General features: G+C 57.8%; 34 protein-coding genes. 32 read left to right on the top strand and 2 right to left on the bottom strand.

What is annotated here, in order from left to right; genetic code table 11:
* Nucleotides 1-3 precede the first annotated feature (3 nt).
* The 14 genes from HHI26_RS24080 to HHI26_RS24015 all read left to right on the top strand — a co-directional run bounded on the left by HHI26_RS24080 (nucleotide 4) and on the right by HHI26_RS24015 (nucleotide 7174).
* The gene (locus tag HHI26_RS24080; RefSeq protein WP_171149863.1) at nucleotides 4-576 is read left to right on the top strand and encodes a plasmid SOS inhibition protein A; all 573 of its coding nucleotides are present in this window, start codon (nucleotides 4-6) and stop codon (nucleotides 574-576) included.
* A 45-nt stretch (nucleotides 577-621) separates the two neighbouring features.
* The gene (locus HHI26_RS25650; protein ID WP_171149881.1) at nucleotides 622-747 is read left to right on the top strand and encodes a hypothetical protein; all 126 of its coding nucleotides are present in this window, start codon (nucleotides 622-624) and stop codon (nucleotides 745-747) included.
* A complete protein-coding gene (locus HHI26_RS24070; RefSeq protein WP_171149862.1) occupies nucleotides 744-974 on the top strand; it encodes a hypothetical protein in 231 nt (76 codons plus the stop codon). Before HHI26_RS25650 ends, HHI26_RS24070 begins: the two co-directional genes overlap by 4 nt.
* 98 nt (nucleotides 975-1072) lie before the next feature.
* Complete coding sequence (locus HHI26_RS24065; protein ID WP_171149861.1) at nucleotides 1073-1405, top strand: type II toxin-antitoxin system RelE/ParE family toxin; 333 nt, start codon at nucleotides 1073-1075, stop codon at nucleotides 1403-1405.
* Entirely contained in the window at nucleotides 1402-1692 is a 291-nt protein-coding gene (locus HHI26_RS24060; RefSeq protein WP_171149860.1) for an XRE family transcriptional regulator, read from the top strand. Before HHI26_RS24065 ends, HHI26_RS24060 begins: the two co-directional genes overlap by 4 nt.
* Before the next feature lie 758 nt (nucleotides 1693-2450).
* Nucleotides 2451-2840, top strand: a complete 390-nt coding sequence (locus HHI26_RS24055; protein ID WP_171149859.1) for a hypothetical protein — start codon at nucleotides 2451-2453, stop codon at nucleotides 2838-2840.
* Nucleotides 2841-2901: 61 nt separating this feature from the next.
* Nucleotides 2902-3090: a hypothetical protein gene (locus tag HHI26_RS24050; RefSeq protein WP_171149858.1), complete on the top strand. Its 189-nt coding sequence runs from the start codon at nucleotides 2902-2904 to the stop codon at nucleotides 3088-3090.
* A complete protein-coding gene (locus HHI26_RS24045; RefSeq protein WP_171149857.1) occupies nucleotides 3068-3373 on the top strand; it encodes a hypothetical protein in 306 nt (101 codons plus the stop codon). Before HHI26_RS24050 ends, HHI26_RS24045 begins: the two co-directional genes overlap by 23 nt.
* A 141-nt stretch (nucleotides 3374-3514) precedes the next feature.
* A complete protein-coding gene (locus tag HHI26_RS24040; protein WP_346775715.1) occupies nucleotides 3515-3706 on the top strand; it encodes a hypothetical protein in 192 nt (63 codons plus the stop codon).
* A gap of 45 nt (nucleotides 3707-3751) precedes the next feature.
* Nucleotides 3752-4282: a hypothetical protein gene (locus HHI26_RS24035; protein ID WP_171149855.1), complete on the top strand. Its 531-nt coding sequence runs from the start codon at nucleotides 3752-3754 to the stop codon at nucleotides 4280-4282.
* Between the two features lie 57 nt (nucleotides 4283-4339).
* Nucleotides 4340-4684: a hypothetical protein gene (locus tag HHI26_RS24030; protein WP_171149854.1), complete on the top strand. Its 345-nt coding sequence runs from the start codon at nucleotides 4340-4342 to the stop codon at nucleotides 4682-4684.
* Between the two features lie 677 nt (nucleotides 4685-5361).
* A complete protein-coding gene (locus tag HHI26_RS24025) occupies nucleotides 5362-5910 on the top strand; it encodes a hypothetical protein (RefSeq protein WP_171149853.1) in 549 nt (182 codons plus the stop codon).
* 81 nt (nucleotides 5911-5991) lie between these two features.
* Nucleotides 5992-6813 carry a DUF932 domain-containing protein gene (locus HHI26_RS24020; protein WP_171149852.1) on the top strand — a complete coding sequence of 274 codons (822 nt, stop codon included), beginning with the start codon at nucleotides 5992-5994 and terminating at the stop codon, nucleotides 6811-6813.
* Between the two features lie 49 nt (nucleotides 6814-6862).
* Nucleotides 6863-7174, top strand: a complete 312-nt coding sequence (locus HHI26_RS24015; protein ID WP_171149851.1) for a DUF5983 family protein — start codon at nucleotides 6863-6865, stop codon at nucleotides 7172-7174.
* An 18-nt stretch (nucleotides 7175-7192) separates the two neighbouring features.
* Here HHI26_RS24015 and HHI26_RS24010 read toward each other — a convergent pair whose 3' ends face one another.
* Nucleotides 7193-7744, bottom strand: a complete 552-nt coding sequence (locus HHI26_RS24010; protein ID WP_171149850.1) for a lytic transglycosylase domain-containing protein — start codon at nucleotides 7742-7744, stop codon at nucleotides 7193-7195.
* 747 nt (nucleotides 7745-8491) lie between these two features.
* On the opposite strand from HHI26_RS24010, the gene HHI26_RS24005 reads away from it, so the two are divergent.
* On the top strand, nucleotides 8492-8881 hold the full coding sequence (locus HHI26_RS24005; protein ID WP_171149849.1) for a relaxosome protein TraM: 390 nt from the start codon (nucleotides 8492-8494) through the stop codon (nucleotides 8879-8881).
* Nucleotides 8882-8932: 51 nt separating this feature from the next.
* Here HHI26_RS24005 and HHI26_RS24000 read toward each other — a convergent pair whose 3' ends face one another.
* Nucleotides 8933-9541, bottom strand: a complete 609-nt coding sequence (locus HHI26_RS24000; protein WP_171149848.1) for a hypothetical protein — start codon at nucleotides 9539-9541, stop codon at nucleotides 8933-8935.
* A gap of 205 nt (nucleotides 9542-9746) precedes the next feature.
* Between HHI26_RS24000 and HHI26_RS23995 the strand changes: the two genes are divergently transcribed.
* From HHI26_RS23995 to traF, 17 genes are all read left to right on the top strand, one after another.
* Nucleotides 9747-10172, top strand: a complete 426-nt coding sequence (locus tag HHI26_RS23995; RefSeq protein WP_171149847.1) for a conjugal transfer protein — start codon at nucleotides 9747-9749, stop codon at nucleotides 10170-10172.
* Between the two features lie 5 nt (nucleotides 10173-10177).
* Nucleotides 10178-10480, top strand: a complete 303-nt coding sequence (gene traL / locus HHI26_RS23990) for a type IV conjugative transfer system protein TraL (protein ID WP_171149846.1) — start codon at nucleotides 10178-10180, stop codon at nucleotides 10478-10480.
* 50 nt (nucleotides 10481-10530) lie between these two features.
* On the top strand, nucleotides 10531-11130 hold the full coding sequence (locus tag HHI26_RS23985) for a TraE/TraK family type IV conjugative transfer system protein (protein WP_171149845.1): 600 nt from the start codon (nucleotides 10531-10533) through the stop codon (nucleotides 11128-11130).
* A 4-nt stretch (nucleotides 11131-11134) separates the two neighbouring features.
* The gene (traK, locus tag HHI26_RS23980; RefSeq protein ID WP_171149844.1) at nucleotides 11135-11866 is read left to right on the top strand and encodes a type-F conjugative transfer system secretin TraK; all 732 of its coding nucleotides are present in this window, start codon (nucleotides 11135-11137) and stop codon (nucleotides 11864-11866) included.
* Nucleotides 11863-13260: an F-type conjugal transfer pilus assembly protein TraB gene (gene traB, locus HHI26_RS23975; protein ID WP_171149843.1), complete on the top strand. Its 1398-nt coding sequence runs from the start codon at nucleotides 11863-11865 to the stop codon at nucleotides 13258-13260. The genes traK and traB overlap by 4 nt, the downstream gene beginning before the upstream one ends.
* Nucleotides 13261-13270: 10 nt before the next feature.
* Nucleotides 13271-13795 carry a transcription/translation regulatory transformer protein RfaH gene (gene rfaH / locus HHI26_RS23970; protein WP_171149842.1) on the top strand — a complete coding sequence of 175 codons (525 nt, stop codon included), beginning with the start codon at nucleotides 13271-13273 and terminating at the stop codon, nucleotides 13793-13795.
* Between the two features lie 205 nt (nucleotides 13796-14000).
* Nucleotides 14001-14417, top strand: coding sequence for a hypothetical protein (locus HHI26_RS23965; protein ID WP_171149841.1), 417 nt, complete (start codon nucleotides 14001-14003; stop codon nucleotides 14415-14417).
* Between the two features lie 180 nt (nucleotides 14418-14597).
* Complete coding sequence (traV, locus tag HHI26_RS23960) at nucleotides 14598-15143, top strand: type IV conjugative transfer system lipoprotein TraV (RefSeq protein ID WP_171149840.1); 546 nt, start codon at nucleotides 14598-14600, stop codon at nucleotides 15141-15143.
* A 2-nt stretch (nucleotides 15144-15145) separates the two neighbouring features.
* Nucleotides 15146-17815, top strand: coding sequence for a type IV secretion system protein TraC (traC, locus tag HHI26_RS23955; protein ID WP_171149839.1), 2670 nt, complete (start codon nucleotides 15146-15148; stop codon nucleotides 17813-17815).
* Nucleotides 17812-18303 carry a type-F conjugative transfer system protein TrbI gene (gene trbI / locus HHI26_RS25700; protein ID WP_346775713.1) on the top strand — a complete coding sequence of 164 codons (492 nt, stop codon included), beginning with the start codon at nucleotides 17812-17814 and terminating at the stop codon, nucleotides 18301-18303. The genes traC and trbI overlap by 4 nt, the downstream gene beginning before the upstream one ends.
* Entirely contained in the window at nucleotides 18300-18920 is a 621-nt protein-coding gene (gene traW, locus HHI26_RS23945) for a type-F conjugative transfer system protein TraW (protein WP_171149838.1), read from the top strand. Before trbI ends, traW begins: the two co-directional genes overlap by 4 nt.
* 127 nt (nucleotides 18921-19047) lie before the next feature.
* Complete coding sequence (locus tag HHI26_RS23940; RefSeq protein ID WP_171149837.1) at nucleotides 19048-19407, top strand: hypothetical protein; 360 nt, start codon at nucleotides 19048-19050, stop codon at nucleotides 19405-19407.
* A 56-nt stretch (nucleotides 19408-19463) separates the two neighbouring features.
* A complete protein-coding gene (locus HHI26_RS23935; protein WP_171149836.1) occupies nucleotides 19464-19808 on the top strand; it encodes a hypothetical protein in 345 nt (114 codons plus the stop codon).
* Entirely contained in the window at nucleotides 19805-20797 is a 993-nt protein-coding gene (gene traU, locus HHI26_RS23930) for a conjugal transfer pilus assembly protein TraU (RefSeq protein WP_171149835.1), read from the top strand. The genes HHI26_RS23935 and traU overlap by 4 nt, the downstream gene beginning before the upstream one ends.
* A 9-nt stretch (nucleotides 20798-20806) precedes the next feature.
* Nucleotides 20807-21424, top strand: coding sequence for a type-F conjugative transfer system pilin assembly protein TrbC (trbC, locus tag HHI26_RS23925; RefSeq protein WP_171149834.1), 618 nt, complete (start codon nucleotides 20807-20809; stop codon nucleotides 21422-21424).
* Nucleotides 21421-23283 carry a type-F conjugative transfer system mating-pair stabilization protein TraN gene (gene traN, locus HHI26_RS23920; protein WP_171149833.1) on the top strand — a complete coding sequence of 621 codons (1863 nt, stop codon included), beginning with the start codon at nucleotides 21421-21423 and terminating at the stop codon, nucleotides 23281-23283. The genes trbC and traN overlap by 4 nt, the downstream gene beginning before the upstream one ends.
* Nucleotides 23280-24083, top strand: a complete 804-nt coding sequence (traF, locus tag HHI26_RS23915; RefSeq protein WP_171149832.1) for a type-F conjugative transfer system pilin assembly protein TraF — start codon at nucleotides 23280-23282, stop codon at nucleotides 24081-24083. Before traN ends, traF begins: the two co-directional genes overlap by 4 nt.
* The last annotated feature ends 1 nt before the right edge of the window (nucleotide 24084 follow it).

The following is a 24084-nucleotide window of genomic DNA, read 5'->3' as shown; positions in this document are numbered from 1 at the left end:
ACCATGAGCCAGATTTATTCCCCTATTCCATCCTGTCGTGCGCTGGTTCCCGTGTGCGATGTCCGCCGTGCCGCCCTCGATGCGATTGCCGAAGTGGAAGACAAACGCCGTGACGGAAAGCGCCTGTCCGGGCAGCCGTTTGCCAGGGATTTCTTCCGGCATCTTAGCGGTGAGGGGCGCGCCAGCGGCAGGAGTCTGATGCAGGCAGGGGTGATGTGGGAGCCGCGTAACCGCATGACCAGCATCAGCGACTATGAGTACGCATTCAACGTGCTGCTGCAAAGTCAGGGGCTGCACTATCCGCTCCCCCTGTCCGGGAGCGTGCGCCAGCGCCTGTTCCCTGAGTACAGCTTTTCACAGGCAGATCGTCGAGATAAGAAGGGCGATATTGCCCGTCACACAGCTGCACGGCGGGAAGCCAGCCAGGAAGCGCGGAAGTATCTGCTGTTGCAGGGGCTGGTCGGTCAGGCAGGTGTGGAATTGAACTTCTGTACGCCGGTCAACGTTATTGCATGGTATGCGCGCTGGGAGCGGGAGTTCCCGGAGGAGCTGATCGAAGGGACATTCTGGCGATAGCTAAAGCGGTTCCCTTCACTGCGCCCGCTTCGCAGCCAGGAAGGGATGGGCATTCCTTTATGGTCTGTGATGGCTGATCTGGCAGAAACCAATGACCGGACACCGGGCTGGCTGCACGCGCTGGAGCGCTGGATGGTGCCGAACAAGCTGATGAATGAGGTGCTGGCATGAGCAGGGGACACTATATCACTGAACTGAAAACGGCTCGCAGCCAGCGCCGGAAACTGGTCACGATGCGCGAAAAACTCATCGTGATGGCAGGAGAATGGGACGGGCTTTCCGGGGCGCAGGAAACTGAAACGGAGCGGCTCTTAGAGTCTCTGAATGAGCATCTCAGCCGACTCGATGATGACATTGCCATGTGGAAAAATGGCGGGGAAGGCGAAGGTTATTTTTAAAGGAAGCGCAGGCATAAAGGGAGATAAACCTGGTGTCTTTCGTTGAAGCGGGTATAATCATTTTATACGTTTTTACGTAACTACAGTTAAGGCAAGGGATGCGTAAACCACTCAGTTTTATTGACAGCAGCCTGGATGATTTGAAGGTGTTCCCGGGCGAAATGCAGAGTGAAATCGGTCACCAGTTGGACATGGTACAGCAGGGGCTTGATCCCGATGACTGGAAGCCTTTCCCGACCGTAGGGCCGGGAGTCCGTGAAATTCGCGCGAAGGGAATGGACGGGATATACCGGGCCATGTATGTGGCTAAATTTGAAGAAGCGGTGTACGTGCTGCACTGTTTCCAGAAAAAAACGCAGGCAACAAGCCAGCCTGACGTCCAGCTGGCCCGTAAACGATTTAAAGAACTTGTTCAGGAGCGTAAGCCATGAAAATTCAGACATTTGAAAACGTCTGGGATGCTATCAGCCCGACGAAGGAAGAGGCAGAAAATATGAAGGTACGTTCACAGCTGATTATTGCTCTGAACGGCCTGATCGCAAAGCGTGGCCTGAGTACCACTGAGGCAGCTGAGTTGCTGGGCGTCAGCCAGCCGCGCATTTCCGAGCTGGCGAAGGGCAAAATTCACCTTTTCAGCGTTGATAAGCTGATTACGATGCTGGCTCATGCCGGGATGCATATTGGCACGATTGAAATCAGGGAGTCCGTGGCCGCCTGAACCACCGCATAAAACCTTTCACGAACTGCTGCGCCTCCGGCGCGGCGGTTCATCTTTATAAACTCCATTATGGCTTCCTCCCCCCTCAGATGCGTTAGCGTTTTCCCTGTTATCAAGTGGCCATTCTGCCTGTCATTCCGGTTCTTCTTCATTGTCCCTTTCTGGCTGTGCAGCAGCTGCATAACGTGAATTCAAAACAGTCTGGCCCCCTTCGGCTTCCCGTCCGTTCCGGCCGGGTCGTCGAGCCCTACTGCGCTAACCGGGCGCGTTGCGCACGGTAAGCTCCGCCGAACCGCCAGAAGCGGCGTTTCGTGCCTGACGGCTAGGGTCTGATGGCAACGGCCACGTCAACACCCGCAGCCGGCTGGCGCCGGCGCATTTCACTGGCCGCGCTGCGGCCGCTGAGGGCGCCACGCCGTTCCGTCGTGTCGGGTGTGTTCCTGCTCATCTCACCAGCGGTGTTCCTGTCCCAGTATGTACGCTGCGGAGGGCCTGTCGTAGCACCGCTCCTCTCTCCTGCAAAGGCCGCTCCGTTGCTCCTCGCCCGTTCGCACTCGCCATAAAGACGGCTCGCTTGCGCTGCGGCCTGCGGGCTCCGTCACTGACTCCTCACCCGTTCGCACTCGCCTGAAAAGATGGCTCGCTTGCGCTGCGGCCTGCGGGTCTCCCCTGCACTCGCTCGAGCGCGTTGCTACTTTGCCCTTCGCCGCTCCGTACATACCGAAACATGGATTAACCACCTCAGCAGGAGAAAAAGCATGAACACACAGAACATCAAAACCGCCGCAACCGAAACACCCAAAACATGGGGTAAAGGGCCAGAAATCAAGGGAATCAGCCCGGCACTGGCTGAAAATCTTATGTACCTCAGAACCCTGCGTGAAGGTCGCATGTTGACGCGTGAACGCGATGAGCAGCTTTTCGGGACGCTGACCATTATGGCCGATGCCGTATGCAGTACCGTCACCGACTGGTCGACGGCGCGCCCTGTCATGCCGCTTTCATCCGTACAGGCATGGGCTGAAGCACGGGAAATTGCCCTGACGCTGCACGGGGAGTCGGGCAAGGCGGCATGGAACTACGCCGTCGATTATCTGAGAACCGAGCTGAGTGTCGGTTACGCCATGTTCAGAGCCGATATCGCCTGATCCGCAAACATCCCACGAACCCGGCCCGTCTCCGGTGGGCCAGAAACAGAAGGAACGCAGCATGACACAGAACCAGACCGCAGCAGAAACCCGCACGGAAAAGGTGTTTTTCAGCCCGACGCTGTTTATCGGCTGGCGCGCAGAGCGCGTCAGCGGCAAATGGCGCACCCAATCTGACGGCAGAACGCTGCATGATCTGCGCCGCACGTGGCCGCACGTGGCCGGACATGCAGTTGATCACCCTCAGTGAATATCAGGCGCTGTCTGACGCGCGTCACTGCCCGCCCGTGAAGGAAATCGACGAAGCCCGTTTTACCGACCAGCTGGAGGTGTTGCCCCCGGAAGACTGGCAGTATCCGGGCAAGGGGCAGGGGCAGTCGTTCAAATCCTCAGAGCATTTTCACGGTGACGTGACGGACATTTTCGCCCACGTTCAGGGGCGTTTTTTTGAGTTTCGCGACCGCTGCACGCTGTCACATCAGGACATCGTGGCGCGTATTCAGAAAGAGGTGTTTGACCTGGAGCAGGCGTAAAAAAGGCAGAGCGAAAGCCCTGCCTCATTACGGTCAGCTGCGCTAACAGCTGGCCATTATCAACAACATAATTGGGATGAAACCATGAACATTGCTGAAGCCACAATCATTGCACCAACGGCGGGATATGTAAAGACAGACGTGTCCGCGCCACACGTCCGGGTGATGCACGACAGCATCGCCGCGAAGGATATCAAACCGGAAATCCGCGCCAGAGGCCGCCACGTTGCCCGCTGTTCGCAGAAACGCCGGTCAGTACGCGTCCCCGCGATGCGCGGCAGCGAATGGGGGCAGTTTCTGCGCACCCTCGAATTAACCCGGGCGCTGGCCTGAACCACGGAACGCCGCCCCGCCGGGGCGGCAGTCAGGAGAATGAACATGCAAAACTTAACATCCCGCCAAACCCCCGTCTGTGCCGCGCTGTCCGGCGTCTGTCTGCTTGTGCTGGATAACGATGAGCAGGCGCTGTTTATCAACGGTGATTACATCAGCGAACAGGCTGAGACGCCTGCGCTGTTTGACGTGGCGCGACTGACGGCCAGCGCGATGGGGCTGCCGCTGAAACGCCTGGAACTCCCGGTTCCCGCCGGGGAATGGTGCTGGAGTGACATCACCGGACGCCTGAACAGTGCGGCAGGCACGCTCGACGCCCGGGCGAGGGTGACTGTACTGGAATGCGCGCTGGGAAGTGGCAGGGGCTTTCACTTCTGCGGTCATCCGGTGCTGAGTGGCAGCAACAGCGACCTGTGGTTTCCGCGTAATGAGGGCGAAAGCCTGCACGCAGCCGTTGAGCGGGTGATGGTGATGAACCACCAGGCCAGAAACGTTGCCCGGATGGAGCCAGTGAGCGAACACCCACACGGTGCCGACTGGTCCGTGGTTTATAACGTGACGCTCAACCGGGGCTGAAAGGACGGGCAGGGGATATCCTGCCCGAACCATGAGACTGTCAGTAAGGAATACAAGATGAACGATAAAAATGTGTGCGGCAGCACGGAGCCTGAAAGCGCCCATCCCGGCCGCCTGGTCGATGGCCTGATGGACGTGGTGCATGAGGTAATGAACAGTGGTGATGAAATGACGCAGACGCATTCAGAGCGTCTGATCACGGTTATCGATACCCTGCTCTATTTCTCGCTACAAAAGGGGCTGACGGAGTCGGGTGAGGAAACCGCCACCGCAATTTCTGATCTGCTGGCTGACCTGATGCACCTGGCCCGCCACGTGGGTATTGATGACGCTGAGTTTTCCAGGCTTATCAATACGGCATCGATGCACTTTGAGGCGGAGCTGAACGGCGGAGAAGGCTGAGGAAAGGGCGGTGCTGACGCACCGCTCGTCCTCATAGAATTCAGCCTCTGTCTTCTGGGGTTTCTGATTTACCCGGTGTACTGCCAGTTCCTGTTTCTCCTGCTGCTGCCAGTGTCTCTGTTCCTCTCCGTTTTGCTGCTTTTCATCCCCGGAATTTTCCTGCTGTGCAGCTGCATGGCGTGAATGAAAAACAGTCTGGCCCCCTTCGGCTCCCCGTCCGTTCCGGCCGGGTCGTCAAGCCCTACTCCGCTAACCGGCAAGCCGGTAAGCTCCGCCGAACCGCCAGAAGCGGCGTTTCGTGCCTGACGGCTAGGGTCTGATGGCAACGGCCAGGTCAACCCCCGCAGCCGGCTCACGCCGCCGCTCTCACTGGCCGCGCTGCGGCCGCTAAGGACGCCCCGACGTTTCGCCTGGCGGCGACCCGCCGTGCCGGGTGCGTTCCTGCTCATCTCTCTACCGGTACATCCTGTTCCGCCGGTTCTTTGCGGAGGGCTGGTCGTAGCACCGCCGGTTCGCGCAGAAAGGGGTGAAATGCACGCCGACCAAAAACTTTTTGCCTGGGCCGCAAAAACTTTTCGTCGTCGCCCCTTTATGCACTCTCTTCGGCGTCGCTCCTTTGCCCTTCGCCGCAACGAACTCACCGAAACAGGGTAATGACCTCAGAAAGGAGAACCAGCATGAACACACAGAACGTCAACACCGCCGCTGCCGAATCTACCAAAACACGGTTTAACGGCGACAAAGTACACCGGGCGCTGCGCCGCCCGCTATTTGTGCCCGGCTTGCCGGAGATCAACACGGTCGCCCTGCGTACACAACTGGGTTTCCACATTGAGACGCTGACCGCCCTAAACGTTATTCACGCTGAATATCAGAGCTACCGGCAGGCCCGCGTCAGTGAGCTGGCACTTGAGCTGACGAAACCGGAGGAACGTCTGTTAATCAGCGTTGAAGTCATACACCCGGAGGTGGCAAGCGAACCTGAGACGTTTTCTGTCCGGATCGTTCACGCGGCGAACCGCCTTGACGACGCGTCTGTTGATGCACGCGTCGCTGAATACGAAACAACCAACGTCTGGAAAGCACAGGGGATCGTCACGCCTGACGCTAAGGCGATTTTTAACGGGGAAATGAGCGGGCTGGAACGTTACGGCCGGGAGCAGATGGTGCCGGGATGCAGGGGCAACCCGTTTGGACCGTGGCGTTTTGAGCGCGTGCAGAGCTGACAGGCACTGAGCCGTTTTCTGATAACAATCCTGATAAATTTTCGCGGGGCCGTCAGGCTCCGCCAGTAAAGAGGAATTCACATGACCCGTCTGGCCTCCGCGTTCCGCGCTGCGAACGTCATCCGCAAAAATCGTCCACTGACTGATGATGAACTCCGCCTTCATGTGCCGAGCATCTTCTCCGAAGATAAGCACGAATCACGCAGCGATCGCTATACCTGGATCCCCACTATCAACCTGTTAGACCGCCTGCGCGGTGAAGGTTTCGAGCCGTTCTTTGCCTGTCAGCAGCGCGTGCGTGATGAGGGCCGCACGGGTCATGCCAAGCACATGCTGCGCCTGCGCCGTCACAATGAAATTTCCCGTGATGAAGTGTCAGAAATCATTCTGCTTAACAGCCATGACGGGAGCAGCAGCTACCAGATGATCCCGGGTCAGTTCCGTTTCGTCTGTGCGAACGGCATGGTCTGCGGCGAGACGTTTGGCGAAATTCGTGTTCCACACAAGGGTGACGTGGTCGGGCAGGTCATCGAGGGTGCTTACGAGGTGGTGAAGCGATTTGAAGCCGTTGAGGAGTCACGCGAGGAAATGAAGTGCATTCCGTTGAATGAGGCAGAACGCCGCGCGTTTGCCGAAACCGTTCTCGACTATCGCTATGAGGGGCAGCATGTTCCGGTCAGTCCCGACATGCTGCTGCGCAGTAACCGCCGTGAAGATGAAAAAAACGACCTGTGGACGGTGTACCAGCGGACCCAGGAAAACGTGATCCGGGGTGGCCAGCCAGGGCGAAATGCGAAGGGGGGAAGGGCGCGCACACGGGCAATAAACAGCATCGATGGCGACCTGAAAACGAATCGTTTCCTGTGGTCGCTGGCAGAGAAAATGAAAGAACTGAAGGGCTGATAATATCATGCGGGCCGGAATGAATCCGGCCCGAAAGGAGAGCGCGACGGTGAAAAGGGAAATTAGAAAAATGCTCATCTGCTCGACCGGAAATATTACGCGTGAAGATTCGGAAGTATTCAGAGAACAGTGCCGGGTGCTTGCTGGTAATTCAGAAGGGCGATGGGTGGTTGGTATTTTCTACGGTTTTATTGTGCGGCCTGATGTTATACCCGTTCCGGCGATGACACTCAGAAATGCCGGAGTGTCAGAAAATACGATCCGGCTTCTGACGGAGGGGTGCGAAACTTACGGCGTGGACAGCTTTTGCTTTGATTGCGACGGCGACCCTCTTGAAGGGTGGCCGTTTGAAACCTGGTAGTGGATATTTTAAAGCCGGTCAGTTGACCGGCTTTTTAGTGTCTGCTTGAGAGAGTGTTGGCGTGGATGAAAAAGGTTCTGTATACGGCATTTTATTTTGTGAAATAGCGTATTTACCTGAAATAATTTCACGCGCCAGCAGGACGCGGTAAATGCTGTTAATTTTAGCTGCATAAGATTTTCTTGCTTTCATCTTCGTTTCTTTTGGTCCGGCGTTATATATTCCGACGCTGTCCCAGTTTCGACCGTAGGAGTTGAAGTTCTTAGCAAGTACCCACGCGCCAGCATAGGTGCAAATACAGGGATCGTTTAACAATCTTTCGCGATCAATATTGAATTTCTTCAGTTCTTTATAATGAGAACTGTTCACCTGCATTCCGCAGACATCCTCTGATTTGTCACGATTTGCCCCGTTGATGGCTTTTGCATTGAGCCTTGACTCCTGTATTGATATTGCTGTCAGCAGCAGTGGATCAATACCAAAGTCTTTCCCGGCAGTTGTAAAACACATCTGCGGTGTTGCCTGGCTGGAGAAAGTCGCCGCCAGCGCAAGAAGCGCGAACCATTTCATTTTAATTACCTTCACAGAATGCGCCAGCAGCGCAGGGGAGCGTTCGAGATAAAATACGCCGGGCGGCAAGGGTATGGCAAGAAAAAACGATACAGACGCGCTCTGGTGCGCTCAGGGTACGCGTTAACACGCTGATGAAATAATGAAAATGACAAAGGACGGGGTATTTACACAAGCCGCTTTTTGAATGATTACTTAACCACACCCCACGCAAGATTTTATCTTGCAGTTTTTATATTGTAATTCATATACTTAATGGGTGATTTGCGTGTAATTTAACAAGTGTTAACAAGATAGTGGCCTGATGCCCACACCTGTCAGTGCCGGAGTGTGGCCGTAGCAGTGCCGTCATGTGTGCTGAAGCAGCACCCCAGGCGGCACTGCCACAGTGTGTGGTTTGTGTGTAGTTATATAATATCAGTTGTTTATATTAAACAGTGCCGCATGCACACACCTTGACAGGTGCCGCCATCACACACCTTTTAACGCCATGTAAGATGCTTTTATCAGAGTTTAATATCGTTCAGTGCTGAATCACCACACCTGATTTAACCCACAGGTGCCGCATCCCCACACACGATGATATTGACCTGACAGTGCCGGATTGACACACCCGTAACTTCAGGTAAATAATATTACCACTCTCAACGAAACATGCCGAACTAATAACGCATCACTGACGATGGTTAACTTAACGATTTAATCAACGGGAAGGTGGTTATGTTATCGAGCTTATAAGGTATAAATATGTCCCGCCACAACATCTACTTCAAAGATAAAATCGAGAATGAAATCAGGGAGTACGTTCTGCTTGAACAGCAAAACGGCGCATCGGAGAGCGATGTCAGCTTCTCATCCGCCGTAAATGAACTTGTTGGACTGGGACTGATGCTGAAAAAACACCAGGAAGGGAAAAAGGATTTTGACCTGAAGGGATTTAACCAGGACCTGATGCGGAAAGTTTCCGGGACGAGGGAGGGAATGTCGATCGTTATAGCGATGCTGACAGAAATGTATCTAAAATCCCGGGGTGGTATTGAACCCGGACAGCTTGAAGACATGCTTGACGGTAATCTGACCGCCATGAGCACGGCAGAGGATAAGGCAGAAAGCCGGCATTTCCTGAGCGAGGAATAAATAAAAAAACCGGGCGAAGTCGCCCGGCCATAAGATCACGGATGACCTTTTTTATTTATCAGGCTCACCCTCCCGGGCAAGCGGGTTTTCCGCCAAAGCCACACGCGAACCAATAAACTCATCAAACAGGATGGCCAGCGAGCGCAGCCGCTGAACCTCCTCGTTCTCAGGAAGTTGCTGTTCTGTGAAATAATTAAGCGTCCCAAGCAACCGCTGCACGATTTCCTGATTCATACTCCGGCGGTTAAACCGGGCGCTAATTTCCATATCCTTCTTGAGATTCACCGGAAAACTGCTGCTGAACCGCCTCATTTTTCCGGGAATAAACTCACGCCCGCCCTCAGTAACAGGATTATCACGCGCATACTCCTCGCGAATAACATCCAGACGCGCCTGAATAAACTCGTCAAATAAGCGCGCCAGTGCCAGAAGCCTTTCCCCCTCTTCGGTGCGTATCAGCGGCTTCTTCGGGGTGAAATTCAGCGACTTAACCAGACGCCCGACCACCTCATCATTCATGCTCACGCCGCGCACACGGGCCGCAATACGCAGCTCAAGCAGCAGATTATCAGGTGCCCACAACACCCGGTAACGAACCTCCCCGGGCGTGTATTTACGTGGCCTGCCGCGATTCTCACCCAGCTTCTCTTTTACTTTCATGATATTAGGGTTAACTCCAGAGGGTTTTCTCGCAATGTGAGGAAAGAGCGTACCCCCGTCTGCACTTAAGACAAATCCTAATCAACCCTTAAAAGTGTGACATGTGTCACAGTTTTTTTTTTTTTGACTCATTGTAAAATGTGCTTGCGTTACGTCTGTTTACTTCAACTGACATTTTCCTAACCCAATTAGAGGGATTTTTACAATGAAAGCAGTCCTGTCTGACTCCATTACGGAGGAGGGGGCCGCGGTAGCTTTGCCTGAAGAAAATAAAATTCAGGCAAATAATATCGGCAACCTCTTTTCCCGCTTTAAATTATTTTCACTCCCCCGCTTTAAACACTCCCTGAAAAATTCACCCGGCGCACAGCGAAATCTTATTTATTTCGCCCTGATGCTGACCGTGGTGGTATTTCCGCATTTCGCCGGCGCAGAGGATTTACTGAAAACCCAGAAGGCCGACACGACCGATACGTTCGGTCACGGTTCAACGGTTGAGTACATGCTTTACGTCGCTGAAATCGTCATCTCCGTGGTGGGCTTTATTAAGTCCCGCAACCCGATGGTGTTCACCGGCATGATTATGGTGCTTCTCGCCACCCGCGCCCTGTTCGCGCTGGCGGGCGGCTGACCGTCATGGACAGTGACGCGGCAAAGTACCGGTTCCCGGAAACGCTCAACCAGCAGAAACGGTTCATCGGCCTCCCTCCGGAAGAAGCCTTCGTGCTTTTCGCCTTCGGCATCATCGGTTTTTATATCGACATGCTGATTGTCATGCTCTGCGCCGGCGGAGTGGTCTGGCTGATGCTCCGGCACCTGAAGAAGGGGCAGGGGTCATGGTGGCTGCTGAACCTTCTCTACTGGTACCTGCCGACGGTGCTGTTCCGCGTGCAGTTCAGGCGAGTGCCTGACTCCGCGAACCGGCACTGGATGCAGTAGCGGCTGCGCCACCTCCGGGTGGCGCCTTTATTTATCTGACGGAAGGACATATGAAATATCAGGTCAAAGAAACGCGAAACCGGATGATGGTGGTGACGCTGATGTCGCTCACGTCGTTGCTTGTACTGAGCATCGCCGCAAACTGCATCACCGGCTCGCTGGCGTGGCACTTCTACCGCACGCAGAAAACGGTCACCACGCCCATGATGTTCGACCGCGCCTTCACCTCCACTTCCGCTGAAGGCGACGCGGCGCTCAACAGCATGATGGTGCGCTCCCTCATTAACCTGCGCCTCAGCGTCACGCCGGAAACGGTCGACGGCCAGCACGCCGCGCTGCTGCGCTGGGTGCCGCCAGAAGACCGTCCTGAAATGAAAAAGGCGCTGGCCGCCGAAGCGGAATACATCAAAAAGAACGGCGTCTCCACGGTGTTCCGCATCGACGACGAGACCACCGACACCCGCACCGGTGACATCACCGTCCGGGGCACGCTCTCCGCCAGCACGTCCAACGGCTCGCTGACGCTGGCGCTGCCGGACGTCAGCAAAGCCTACCGCCTGAGCGTGGGCTATGTGGACGGCCTTATCCGCCTGACCGCCTTCCCGGAAGTTCCGTGGACGCCGGTATCCAGTAAAACCTCCCGGGGATAGCACCATGAAGAAAACCCTTTCCGCCCTGTTTGTGATGTCTGCGCTGATGACGCCTGCCGCGTTCGCCGCCGTCAGCGGTCCGGCGGGTACGCCCTTTGAAAACGATGCGCACCTGAAAGCACAGCTGAGCAATACCAGTCCCAATAAAATTGTTATCGACGGTGAACTCATCACCCGCGTGACCGGGCCGGAAAACGCCTTCACGCAGGAAAATACCGAGGGCGGGGCATTGCTCGTCACGCCAGTGACCAGCGAACGCTTCACGCTGTTTCTTGAAACGGCCAGCGGCATCGGCGCTTCGATTGACGTGACGCCAAAAGCCGGGGACGGGCGCACCCTGCGCCTCATTCCCGCCTCCGGCCCGGTGAATCCGAACCCCGACGCGAAGGCGTGGGAGGAAAGTCAGCCCTGGGAGAAAACGCTGGTCAGCGTGGCCCGCACCGTCGTCAGCGGCGGCGTGCCGGAAAGCTATACCGAACTGCCGGCCAGTCGCGCCCCCGCTTACACCCCCTCCGTCGCACTTACCCTGACCGCAGAACGCCAGCTCGCAGGCTCACACCTCCGGGTGGTGCGCTACCGGATGAAGAACAACGGTTACATCACTCAGTCGCTGAGCGAAAAGCAGTTCTGGCAGAAGGGCGTTCGTGCCGTGATGCTTTCAACGCGGTCCCTGTTTGCCAGCGGTGAAGGCTATGTCTGGGTTATCTTCTCCACCGACGCGGAGGGCGGGGCATGAGCAACATTAATACGGCCGCCCGCCGCAGGCAGTGGGTGATTGCCGGCGTGACCGCCGCAGTCGCGGCGGCGCTGGGTGGCGGCATCTGGTGGTACTCACAGCACCAGGCCGCGCTGAACGCCCCGCCTCCGGCAAAGAAAGCCGACATGACCGGCCTGGTCACCTCGACGTTTACCGATTCACTGGCCAGCTCGGTGCTCACCCAGCAGCAGAACAAAACGGCCGGGCTGGAAAACACCGTCACGCAGTTGAAGTCCGATATGCAGCGCCAGAATGATGAAATGAAGCAGAAGCTGGGCAAGCTCGATGACCTGCTGAACAAGCTGCAGGTGCAGGCGGATAAACCGCCCGTAACTCCCCCCGCTGCGGTGACCCCGCCGACTGGCCCGATTGCCACCGGTCCTGCCGGACCTGCGCAGTGGAACATTAACGACCCTGCCCGTGGGCCTTCACCCGGACAGGGTAGCCAGTTTTACCCCGGTCAGGGGACAGGACAGGCTACAGGCTATTATCCGGGCAACGGTGGCGGCACTGCACGGACCCGGACTGGCGGCATGACCACCACCACCTTCACCTATACCTCGCTGCAGGCGAAGAAAACGAAGCTGCCGTGGATACCCTCAGGTTCCTTCTCCGAGGCGGTGATGATTGAGGGGGCTGATGCCAACGCCAGCGTGACCGGTAATCAAAACACCAACGCCGTGGTGTTCACCCTGGTGGGCGATGTCTCCATGCCCAACGGCAAAACCTACAGCATGGACCAGTGCCGCGTGACCGGGGAAATCTGGGGGGACATCTCCAGCGAACGTGGAGAAGTGCGCACCAAGAACATCAGTTGCATCCTGAAAAACGGCAAACACATCGACATGCCGTTTGAAGGCCACGCCGCCTACGCGGGCAAGCAGGGGATTCGCGGCAAACCGGTCATGCGTAACGGCGTGATTGTCGCCAACGCCTGGGGGGCTGGCATGCTTTCCGGGTTTGGTGAGGGCATCCAGTCGGCGGCGACTCCTGCCGTTGGCCTTGGTGCCACAGCGTCGGTAGGTGCGGGCGATGTTTTCAAGCAGGGCTTCGGCGGCGGCGCCAGTAAGGCGGCTGATACGCTGAGCCAGTACTGGATAAAACGCGCCGAACAATACCACCCGGTGATTGATATCGGTGCCGGTAACCTGGTGACCATCGTGTTCCAGCAGGGTTTCCGCCTGGAAACCATTGAAGACGTGGACCACGAAAAAGAGCTGGCATCGAATGCAGCTGGCGGACAGAACGCAGCCCCGGCAGAAGCACCGGCAAAAGCGGCGGTCAGCGCGGTGAATGCATCAATGAGCAACCTTAATCCGGACGAAGTGCTGCGCCAGGCGAGCCAGCTGCGTCTGGGTGACACCATAAACTAAGGAGCGGGACATGGAACACTGGTACGTGGCGCAGACGCAGTTTGCACAGGAAAAACGGGCACAGCAGCACCTGCAGAATCAGGGCGTGGACTGCTTCCTGCCGCTTTACACCGCTCAGGTAATGAAGAATGGCGCGGTGAAACCGGTGACGGCACAGGCGCTGTTTCCGGGCTACCTTTTCGTGCGCTTTGACCCGGAGGTGATTCATACCACCACCATCAAAGGTACGCGGGGTATCTCGACACTGGTCAGTTTCGGTGGCCTGCCCTCGCCGCTGCCGGATGACGTCGTAATGAAGCTGCGCTCGCACGACTGCCTGTCACCTGAGCCGGACGGACCAGTGGACGGTGACCGCGTGGAAATTCTCACCGGCGCTTATGAAGGGCTGGAAGCGGTCTGGCAGGAAAGCGACGGTATGAAGCGCGCAATGCTGCTGCTGACCATCATGAACCGTGAAGTCCGGGTCCCGGTCTGCGGACGCCGGGCACCGGATGCGCTGCGCTTTCGCGTGCTGGGAAGGGAGGTAAGAGTTTGAAAAAGGCATCCAGAATGGAGAAGCGCATTTATTACGGCGTCGGGTACGCCACTCACGTTTTGATCAACGTCGTCGGGATTTTGCTAATGGGGTCGGTCCTGACAGTAATGAGCTATGCGATTATCCATTACGTTTTTCCTCCATTAGGCCTGTTCTTATCAGTCATTTATTAAACGTTTTAGCTACACTCTGGAGAGCGCTTCCCATGAACGAAGTAAAAGAAACTATAACGCTAGGCCGCCGGATTTTTTATGCCGCAGTACCCGCCGCGTCCGTCACATTAAACCTCTGTATCGCAGCATGGGCGATGCATACTGGTCCGGATATCGGCTCCTGTGCTATCTGGAGGGTACTCCTCCTGGCGGTTCCCTTCGTGGCACTGCTCAACGTCATAAATGGCTCTTGGTCAGGTGCGCAAAGCTACTGGATCAGCGCACTTGCAGGGTTTGCGGGCACCATCATTCTGTGGATGCCGTTCGCGATATACTGCGCTTTTATGAGCCTCTGGGAATGGACCTTTTACCTGCCATCGTATGATGGTGTCTTTTCAATAGCAGCGGCATCCATTATTTTTACTACCATTTTGGACTTGATGGGTCGCGTGCTGATTGCACGTCCCTGAAGCACCCTGCGCTGAGCAACAGCATGGCTGCGCGTAAACAGCAGTGTCGATAGATGAAATTTAAGTACACCTACACCTCGCACATTATCAGGGGCGATAAAGACACGCGTCCCTGAACCCTGTCCCTCCTTTTTCTTAATCACACATGAACGCGGCCCGGCCGCATCCGGAGATAACACCATGTACAAACTACTCGGTGGCGCACTGCTGTGCGCCGCACTCACTGGCTGCGCCGGTATGAACTCGGATTTCGACTGCAACAAAACCACCACCGACCAGTGCCTGTCGATGGCTGACGCCAGCAAGCTGGCGGCAAAGGGCAGAAGCCTCGATGACCTTTCCGTGGAGAAAGACGCCAGCCCAAAGCCTGCCGGTGAGGCGCTGGCCACGCTCCCGAACAGCCGCCCGGCCGTATCATCAGACCGTAAGGTGAGCGTGGCGACCCTGGCACCACGTCCAGTCATGAGTGCGCCAGCGGTAACACCGGGCAATGCCCTCCGCACATCGTCAGTCCCGGTTAAAGCTGCGGCTGCAACGATCACACCCACTGATTACGCCAGCGCCGGACGCGTTAACGCACTGCGCATTCCTGACGCCACCCAGCGCCTGTGGATAGCCCCCTGGGTTGACGAACAGGACAGTTTCCATCAGCCCGCCGTGGTTGAGTTCGTGAAGAAAAAATCACGCTGGGATGAAGACTTCCGCGTCATCAGCGACGGAGAGTAACCATGAGCAATTCCCTGATTAACCAGCTGGCGGGCATCTTCGCCGGCAGTAAGGATGAAGGCGGCGCGAAGGCGGCGGCCAGCATGCTGCGCCAGAACTTCAGCTATCCCTCCCTCACCAGCCTGCTGCCCTATCGCATGTACGATGAAAAAAGCGACCTCTTCATTAACAGCCGCTCCGTGGGATTTATCATGGAGGTGGCACCGCTGGCCGGGGCCAACCAGCAGGTGGTACAGGCGCTGGACGACCTTATCCGCAAAAAAATGCCTCGCAAGACGCCCGTTTCCGTCGTGCTGGTTGCCAGTAAGTGCGTCGGTGAGATGCTGGAGCAGGGCCTCAGCAAAGACATGTGGAAGGGCGAGCATGCCCTCAAGCTGAACGCCATCACCCGCGCCTACTGGGAGCGCGCCGCGCTGATGGGGCTCAAAAACGAACGCGAGTTCCCGCTGTACCTGCGTAACTACCGGGTTTTCCTGGTGTATGCGCTGCCGGGCAAAACGGGCATCCGCTCGATGGACAAGGTCGCGCAGCTGCGGGAAACGCTGCGCGTGTCGCTGCTGGCGGCGCACATGGACACCCGGCGCGTCGACGTGCCGGAGTTCCTCTCCGTGATGCGCGAGCAGCTGAACTACCGCCCCGGTCAGGTCACCCGCAGCTCAGGCCACTGGAACCCGGAGCAGGAGCTGCACCGTCAGTGCGTCGACCACAGTACCGAACTGGAGGTCCATCCCGGCCATCTTCGCATGACCACCGCCCGGCAGCCGGAAGACCGCATCATCGGTGACGGGCGGGATGCGGCGGTGGCCAGTACGCGCATCGTAAGCATGCAGCTGACCAAAGCCCCGGCGCAGTTCGCGCTGTGGCAGGGAGCTGACAACCTGCAGAACATGCGTTTTCCGGATCTGGGCATTCCGTGTCCCTACATCCTCAGCTGGACGGTCTGCGTCGAAGACCAGGTGAAAAGTCAGAACGATGCGTTCAGGAAAGAGCAGGACCTGGGCAAGAAGGCCGCAACGTCCTACGGCAAGCTGTTTCCGGGGACGCAGCGTGCTTACGAAGAGTGGCGCGACCTGCGCCAGGGGCTGGCGAGCAATGAGATTGCCATGTGCGACGTCACCCTGAACCTGACGCTGTTCACGCCCGATACCGACAGCGAGCAGCAGGCGTGTGAGCTGTCCGCCATCAACGTATTCCGCAAGAACGACCTGGAAATCTCCGCCCCGCGCTTCCAGCAGCTGCGCAACTGGCTCAGTACCCTGCCGTTCATGATGCAGGAGGGGCTGTGGGAGGACATGGTGCACATGGGCGCGACGCTGCGCTGCAAGAGTTTTAACGCCGTTAACCTGATGCCTGTGGTGGCCGAACGCCAGATGTCACCGTCCGGCAGTGCCCTGCCAACCTATCGCAATCAGCTGTCATTCTTTGACATGTTCAGCGAGAGCAACGGCAGCGCTAACTTCAATATTGGCGTGACCGGGACGTCCGGAGCGGGCAAGAGCTTCTTCATTCAGGAAATCCTGCGTCAGGTGCTGAATGCGGGCGGTTTCGCCTGGGTTATCGACATGGGGGGCAGTTACAAAAACTTCTGCCGGCAGGCAGGCGGGGTGTATCTCGACGGCGCCACGCTGCGCTTCAACCCGTTCGCCAACGTGACCAGCATCAACGAGTCGGCGGAAGGCATCACCGGGCTGCTCACCGTGCTGGCCAGCCCGGAGGGCACGCTGGACGAGGTGAGCGAAGCCGTGCTGCTGAAGGGCGTGATGGCGGCCTGGGCGGCGAAAGCAAACAAGGCGCGCATCGACGACGTGGTGGGTTACCTTACGTCCGCAGAGGTGAAGGGGCAGTACAGCGAACAGACGACGATCATGAACCGCATCAACGAGCTGGTCCTGCTGCTCGACCCGTGGTGTACGTGGGGGGCGAACGGGGAATACTTTAACTCCGATAATCCGACGCTGGACGGCGATACCCGCTTCTCGGTGCTGGAGCTTCTGAGCCTGGAAAGCCGGCCTCAGCTGCTGTCGGCCATCCTGTACTCGCTCATCCTGGCGATTCAGGAAAAAATGTACCACTCGCCGCGTGACCTCAAAAAGGTCGCCATCATCGATGAGGCCTGGCGCCTGTTCAGCGGGAAGAACCCGCACGCCGCCCGCTTCATTGAAACCGGCTACCGCACGGTGCGCCGCCATAAGGGTGCCTTCATTACCATCACTCAGGGTATCAAGGACTTCACCGGCACCAAAGACCAGGCGGCACCGCCGGCAGCGGCAGCGGCGTGGGACTGCAGCGGGACCAAAATAACCCTGCTTCAGGACGCCAAAGCCTTCAAAACGTACCTGAATGCCAACCCCGACCAGTTCTCAGAAATGGAAACGCAGGTTATACGCGGGTTCCAGCCCGCGAAGGACACCGGCTTCAGTTCGGTGATGATCTCGACCGGGGAGAACAGCTCGTTTCACCGGGTGTTCGTCGATCCTGTCACGCGCGCCATGTTCAGCACGCGCGGTGATGACTTCCAGTTTATGGATAACGTGCAGAAAGAGTACGGTGCCACCAGTGAGGAGGCTGCCTGGCTGCTGGCCTGCGAACCGGACAGGTATCAGCAGGAAATGCACGAACTGCAGCTGTGGGCAGGGTTGATAAAAAATGAAACTGAGGAGGTGGCATTGTGAGTGACAAAACGAACGCCCGGCGGGAGGGCGATGACGTCCGCAGGGGCGTGACGGTGCCTCCCCGCCGGTCGCGGTTTCACAACAGGCGGCAGAACGCACCTGCCCCGGACGTATCGGTCCGTCAGCCACGCGCGGGGTTCAGTCAGCGCACTCTGGCCGCCTTCGCCGGCGCATCCCTGCTGCTGCTGGCGTGCTGCGCCGGGGTCAGTGCGCTGGTTGTGCAGCACATGCAGCGCGAGACGGTGGTGTTTGATATGAAAAATACCATTGACGTGTTCAAACAGCAGGCCGCGCAAAAAGCCCTGGACGAAAACACCGCCCGGGAGATGACGGAACGGTTCAGCCGTGCGCTGAACGACAGCCTGAGCGCGTACATGGCCGCGCACAATGACCTTATCCTGGTGGCGGGCGCGGTCGTGCAGCCCACGCTGGATATTACACCGGAGATACAGGCCGACATTGCCCGGCGGATGCAGGAGGATCCATGAAGAAAAGGATGGTATTTCTGCTCCTGCTCAGTCTGCTGAGTGCCGGGGCGTCTGCCCGCGACCTCGGCACCACCGGTCACCTGTTTACCATCGCAGAGCCTGACCTGCTGACGTTTATCAAACAGCGTCTGCAGGCGATGGAGGACAGCGGGGAAATGGCGAAAATGCAGCGGGAAACCGAGGCGAGAGTGAAAGCGCACGCCGTGCGGCCCACACCGGTGGCCGGACTGTCTCCGGCCATCACGTCACGCAGCTTTGCTTTTGACCCGACCTTCACCGTCCGGGAAACGATTAAGGACATGCAGGGCCGGGTGATCGCCAGGCAGGGTGACCAGGTGAACCCGCTTGACCGCGTGCCGTTCAGCGAGGTGCTGTACTTCCTCGACGGAGATAACCGCGACCAGGTGGCCTGGGTGAAAAAGCAGGTAAGCGGTCAGATGAACTTCAAGGTGATCCTGGTGAACGGCAACATTAAGGAAACCAGCGATACCCTGGACGAGCCTGTGTACTTTGACCAGTCGGGCGTACTGACCACGAAGTTCGGCTTTACCCATACGCCGGTGCGTATCAGCCGGGACGGGCGTGTTCTCAAAGTGGATGAAGTGGCATTGAAATGAAATTAACTGAACCGGTGAGTCAATTCCGCCTCATATTCCCGGCTGTTCGGTGCTCACTGCGTTGCGCTCCGCCTCAGCCGGGAACCTGACGCGGTGCCTTTTTTAACCTGACCAGGAGGCGTCACTCGTGAATGTTTCACGCATCGAAGCCGTTCAGCTGCAGCGCAGCCGGGACGGCTGCTGGACCCATCCGCACTATTTTATTCCTGATGGCGACGCGGAAGGGCCGGGCGAGTTCAACGCCTGGCTGGCAGCGCAGCAGCTGGAATGCAGCATCCGGTGGATGCGTGAAGAAGTGCCGCCTGAGCTGATGCGTACGTACCAGCTGAGCGACGGAGACATCAGTCGCTGGCAACCCGCAATGCCTCAGGGAAGTGGCTGGTTTATCGGTTCCCTTCACGATACGCAGCAGGGCGCCGTGTGCATCTGGCTGCGTCGCAGGGCTGCTTTAGAAAAAAAACGTACCGCTACCGGCGCTGCGCTGTAACAGATACCCCTTTCCTGCCGGGCAGACCTGTCCCGACACCTTACGGATACCCGATCATGACAATCACAAAAGCGATTATCGCCCAGCCCGTGCTGCGTGATGACTCCGGCTGCTGGACGCACCCGGACTTCTTTATTCCTGAGAATGAAAGCGGACCGGCGCTGGAAGCAGAGTTTGCCGCCTGGCTGAAAAGCCACCGTCTTCGCAGCGCCGCCAGCTGGATGGAAAACGAGGTCTCCGACGAGATGATGGCGGCCTACGACAACGGCTTTACCGACTTCAGCGCGTGGACGCCGGTGCCACCGGGTAAAGCCTGGTTTGTCGGATCCATTCATGACACGCCGGCCGGACCCGTCTGCCTCTGGCTTCGCGCCCTGACGGATGAGGATACTGCTTCATGAAACGATTTCTGCTGGCGCTGACGGTCCTGTGCGCCGGGCTGCTGTCCCATACTGCAAGTGCGGCCGTCACCAATGCCGGAGAAGGGCGCTGGGTTAACCCCATCAGCGACGTCTGCTGGACCTGCCTGTTCCCGATGTCGCTCGGCAGCATCCCGCTGGCGGCGGGGCCACAGCCCGACACCTCGAACCCGGCTTCCCCGATCCAGATCTGCCCTTACGGGATTTTCTATCGCATCGGGCTGGCCATCGGGTACTGGGAGCCGATGGCCATGACCGACGTCACCCGTGAGCCGGGCGTCATGGTCAACATGGGCGGCTTCAAGATCGACTTGGGTAAGGTGGGCACAGGCACAGCCGGGCAGAGCGACCGGCCCGTTGCCGGCGGGTTCTACCACGTTCACTGGTACAAGTACCCGCTGATTTACTGGCTGAACATCATCACCAGCGAAGGCTGCATGCAGACCGGTGATATGGACATCGGTTACCTGTCCGAGGTCGATCCGATGTGGGGCGATGACACGCTCTCGATGATTATCAACCCGGAGGCGGCCCTGTTTGGCAACCTGCTGGCACAGGGGGCCTGTGCGGCAGACGCGATTTCCAGTTCAGCCAGCTATCCACTCTCACCCCTGTTCTGGTGCGCCGGCGCGCAGGGTTCCATGTACCCGCTGACCGGCACTGTCAGCAGCGAGTACTCCCCGCTGGAGGCATCAGTTCAGGTGACGGAGCGCATGGCGTTCAAGTTGCACCGGGAGGGGCTGGTACAAAACACAGTCGGCGCCGACTTTGCGGTCTGCTACTCCTATCCGTCCCCCATTATTCCGAAAGAGCGATGGCGGTATCAGATGGTGAACATGGTGCCTGATGTGGCGTCCTGTCATGCCTTCGGGGCCAGCACCCAGATATGGGGTTCGGTTCATAACCCCCCGACCACTAAAAAATCGTTCGGTTATCTCATCTGGCGCAAACGCAACTGCGTCTACACCTGAGGCTATGTCATGAATGCAAAACTTACCCGCGCGCTGTGCTGCAGCGCGCTGCTTGCCTGCGCATTTTCCACCTTCGCGGCAGAGCAGCCCTCAGTGAACCCGGGCGACGTCGCCTGGATGAAGCAGCAGCAGAAAGAGCTGAAGGAGTTTCAGAACACGCTGATGGGGCAGACGGTGACGCTGCCGCCTGCCCAGCAGGACAGGGTTAACGACCTGCAGGCGCAGATCGCCGCCAGCCAGTCCGGTGATGACAGACCCGACGTCACGCCGCCTGCCGTGTACTTCGTCAGCTTCTCCATCCCGCCGGAGGGGCTGAAGCCTATGCTGTCCGATGCACGGCGGTTCGGCATTCCGGCCACCATCCGGGGGCTGATTGATAACGACTTTCGCAAAACCGCATCGGCCATGTTTGATATCGCGAAAGAAGACAACACGCTGGGCGTGCAGATCGAACCGACCCTTTATCAGAAATACAACGTCAGCGCCGTGCCTGCTCTTGTCGTCACCTGCCCCGGCCACTTCGACATTATCCGGGGCAGCCTGCCGCTGGCAGAAGCGCTGAAGAACGTGGCCGAACGCGGTGAATGCGGGGCCACGGCACGTCAGCTTCTGGAGAATGCAAAATGAAAAAAGCCGTCATTTCCCTGCTGTTGCTGTTATGCCCGCTGGTTCACGCGGATCCGGTGAGCGATGCGTATAAGGACGGGGCCAGCACGGGAAAGAGCAATAGCGGGCAGGGCACCGGCGCGCTGTCGGGCGGTGACCCGTCTTCCTTCATTCCGGGTTATACGTCCAGTCCGCCACAAACAGGGTACTACGGTGGCGTACAGGGGGGAGATGGCGGTATCAGCGATAAAGGGCTTGCGGAATTCACCAACGGTGATGCCGGAAAGGCGGTGACCGATTCGGCAACGAAAAATCCGCCCGTCACCCTTGACCCGAACGCCGACTATATCCAGACGGGTAAGAACGCGGAGGCCAATGCCGGGACGATGGTTGATGGCACCAGTGCGCAATGCACGGAAAAAGTCGTCAGCAAAACGACGTTCCAGGACTACAGTTGCGATCGTGATGTGGCAGTGGTTCAGACCTGTGGCAGAACGGCAGGCATCGTTCTGACGGGCAGTAAGGAAACACAAAAAACCACGCTGGTTCTCAATGCGCGTGAGGGTTCTGTAGTCCGGGAAGCTAACTGGGTGGTCCGGTATGACTTCGTCATGAAAGAAGGGGGAACGATTTCTTCGGGAACGGCCAGCTTTGGCTATCCCAGTGATTCCGGTTACCACGGCGGCCGTCTGGACTATACGGTGAGCTTCAGAAATGGGTCACGCAACCTGAATTACAACCGCTCCGGGAGCATGAATTTTACGACATTTAAGGTCGCAAAAGGTGACATTGTCAGCGTGCGCGTTCGCTCCAATACCGACGGGCATGAAGACAGCTACCGGGACACGATTATCAGCAGCGTGAATTCCGGAAGATTTGTTATTAAAGTCACCGTCCCCTTCCTGGTCGAACGCGACACGACCAAGTCGTCCGTCGGCTGGAGTGAAAGCTGCGGGTTTGATAAGAGCACCGCAATAGCGCAGAAAGAAACCACCTGCGTGGACCCCGGGGGAACGCGGTCAATCACGCAGGATGGTAAAACCTACACCGAGACAAGCGACTGCTGGGAATATTCAGACACGTACATTACCCCCACCACTTCAACCGGCACATGCAGCACGCTGATGAATGACAAAAACTGTACCCGTTCTGGCACAGCCTGTACGCAGACGGACGGCGGCGTGTGTACCCACCAGTCTGAAACCTGGCAGTGTCAGAAGACGTACACTTCCGGCGGCCTGCTGTGCGGGGATGACTACTTCTGCAAGACCGGCGACTGCGGCGGCACAGACGGTGCCGGGGACAGCGGGTTTGATCTCGCCGTGGCGAAACTGGCCGGGCTGGCCTCCGCCGGCGATGACGTAAAGAACGGGGACCAGATCGACATTAAAGCGTTTACCGGGCAGAGCATGGCGTGCCGAAAGGCGATGGCGGGCTTCTCAAACTGCTGCGTGGACTCCGGCTGGGGCAACAGTGCCGGGGTGGCCAACTGCAGCAGCGAGGAGATGGCCATCGGCAAGGCGAAGGCGAAGAAGGTGACGGTTTTAGTCGGTGAAGCCTGCAATCATAAGGTCGCCGGCATCTGCATCCAGAAAAAGCAGGTCTACTGTGTGTTCGGTGGCAAGCTCGCCCGCATCATTCAGGAACAGGGCCGTCGGGATCAGCTGCACATCAGCTTCGGTGAAGGTGATGACCCGAACTGCAGAGGGATAACCGTCCCTGAACTTCAGGCGATCAACTTCGACAAAATCAACTTCAGCGACTTCTACAGTGACCTCATGGATAACCAGAAAATCCCTGATACGGAAGCGATGACGAAGATCGCAAAAGAACGTATCGCCGCACAGGTTAACCAGCAGACGACGGGGAGCAGTAAATGAAACGGATACTGATGCTGCTGGCGGCGCTTTGCGTGCTGCCGGCACGGGCAGAGGAAGCCCCCGACCCGGGGACGCATGAGGTGGTCACCCCGGCTGAACCGTTTACCGGCTGGCACTGGTATAACGAACCGAAAAAAGCGCCACCGGTGAAGCCTTCACCGCCGCCAAAGCCCACGGAGAAGGTGCCGGACCTCAGCCAGCTCTCCCCCGGGGAACAGGCGAAGATCCTGAAGCGGTTCACGCAGGAGGCGCTGGACCGCGCCATCCTGTACCCGACCAGTGAAAACACCGCGACGTTCCTGCGCTGGCAGAAGTTCTGGACCGACCGGGCATCGATGTTCAGCCAGTCATTTGCCGTGGCGCAGCTGAATCATCCTGACCTGGACTACAACCTTGAGCACCCGCACTACAACAGCACGGTGCCGATTCAGCAGGCGAAAGAACAGGAGCAGCAGGTGCAGGCGATTGCGAAACTGTCAGGCGCCTACGGACTGTTCTACTTCTACCGTGGACAGGACCCGATTGACGCACAGATGGCGGGCGTGGTGGCAGACTTTGCGCGCACGCGCAACATCGCGCTTATTCCGGTCAGCGTGGACGGCACGGTGTCACCGCAGGTACCGGACAGTCGCCCGGACAACGGGCAAAGCCGGGCGATGGGCATCGACCACTTCCCTGCGCTGTTCCTGGTGGAGCCGAAGTCGCGTAACTACCGACCGCTGGCGTACGGCTTCATGACCCAGGATGACCTGGCGAAACGATTTCTGAACGTGGCCACCGGCTTCAAACCTAACTTTTGAG

Origin of the sequence: Erwinia sp. JH02 (assembly GCF_013074405.1) — a bacterium.
GTDB classification, from domain to species: domain Bacteria; phylum Pseudomonadota; class Gammaproteobacteria; order Enterobacterales; family Enterobacteriaceae; genus Erwinia; species Erwinia rhapontici.
Note: the sequence above shows the minus strand (reverse complement) of the source record. Positions and strands in the feature narration are given on the sequence as shown.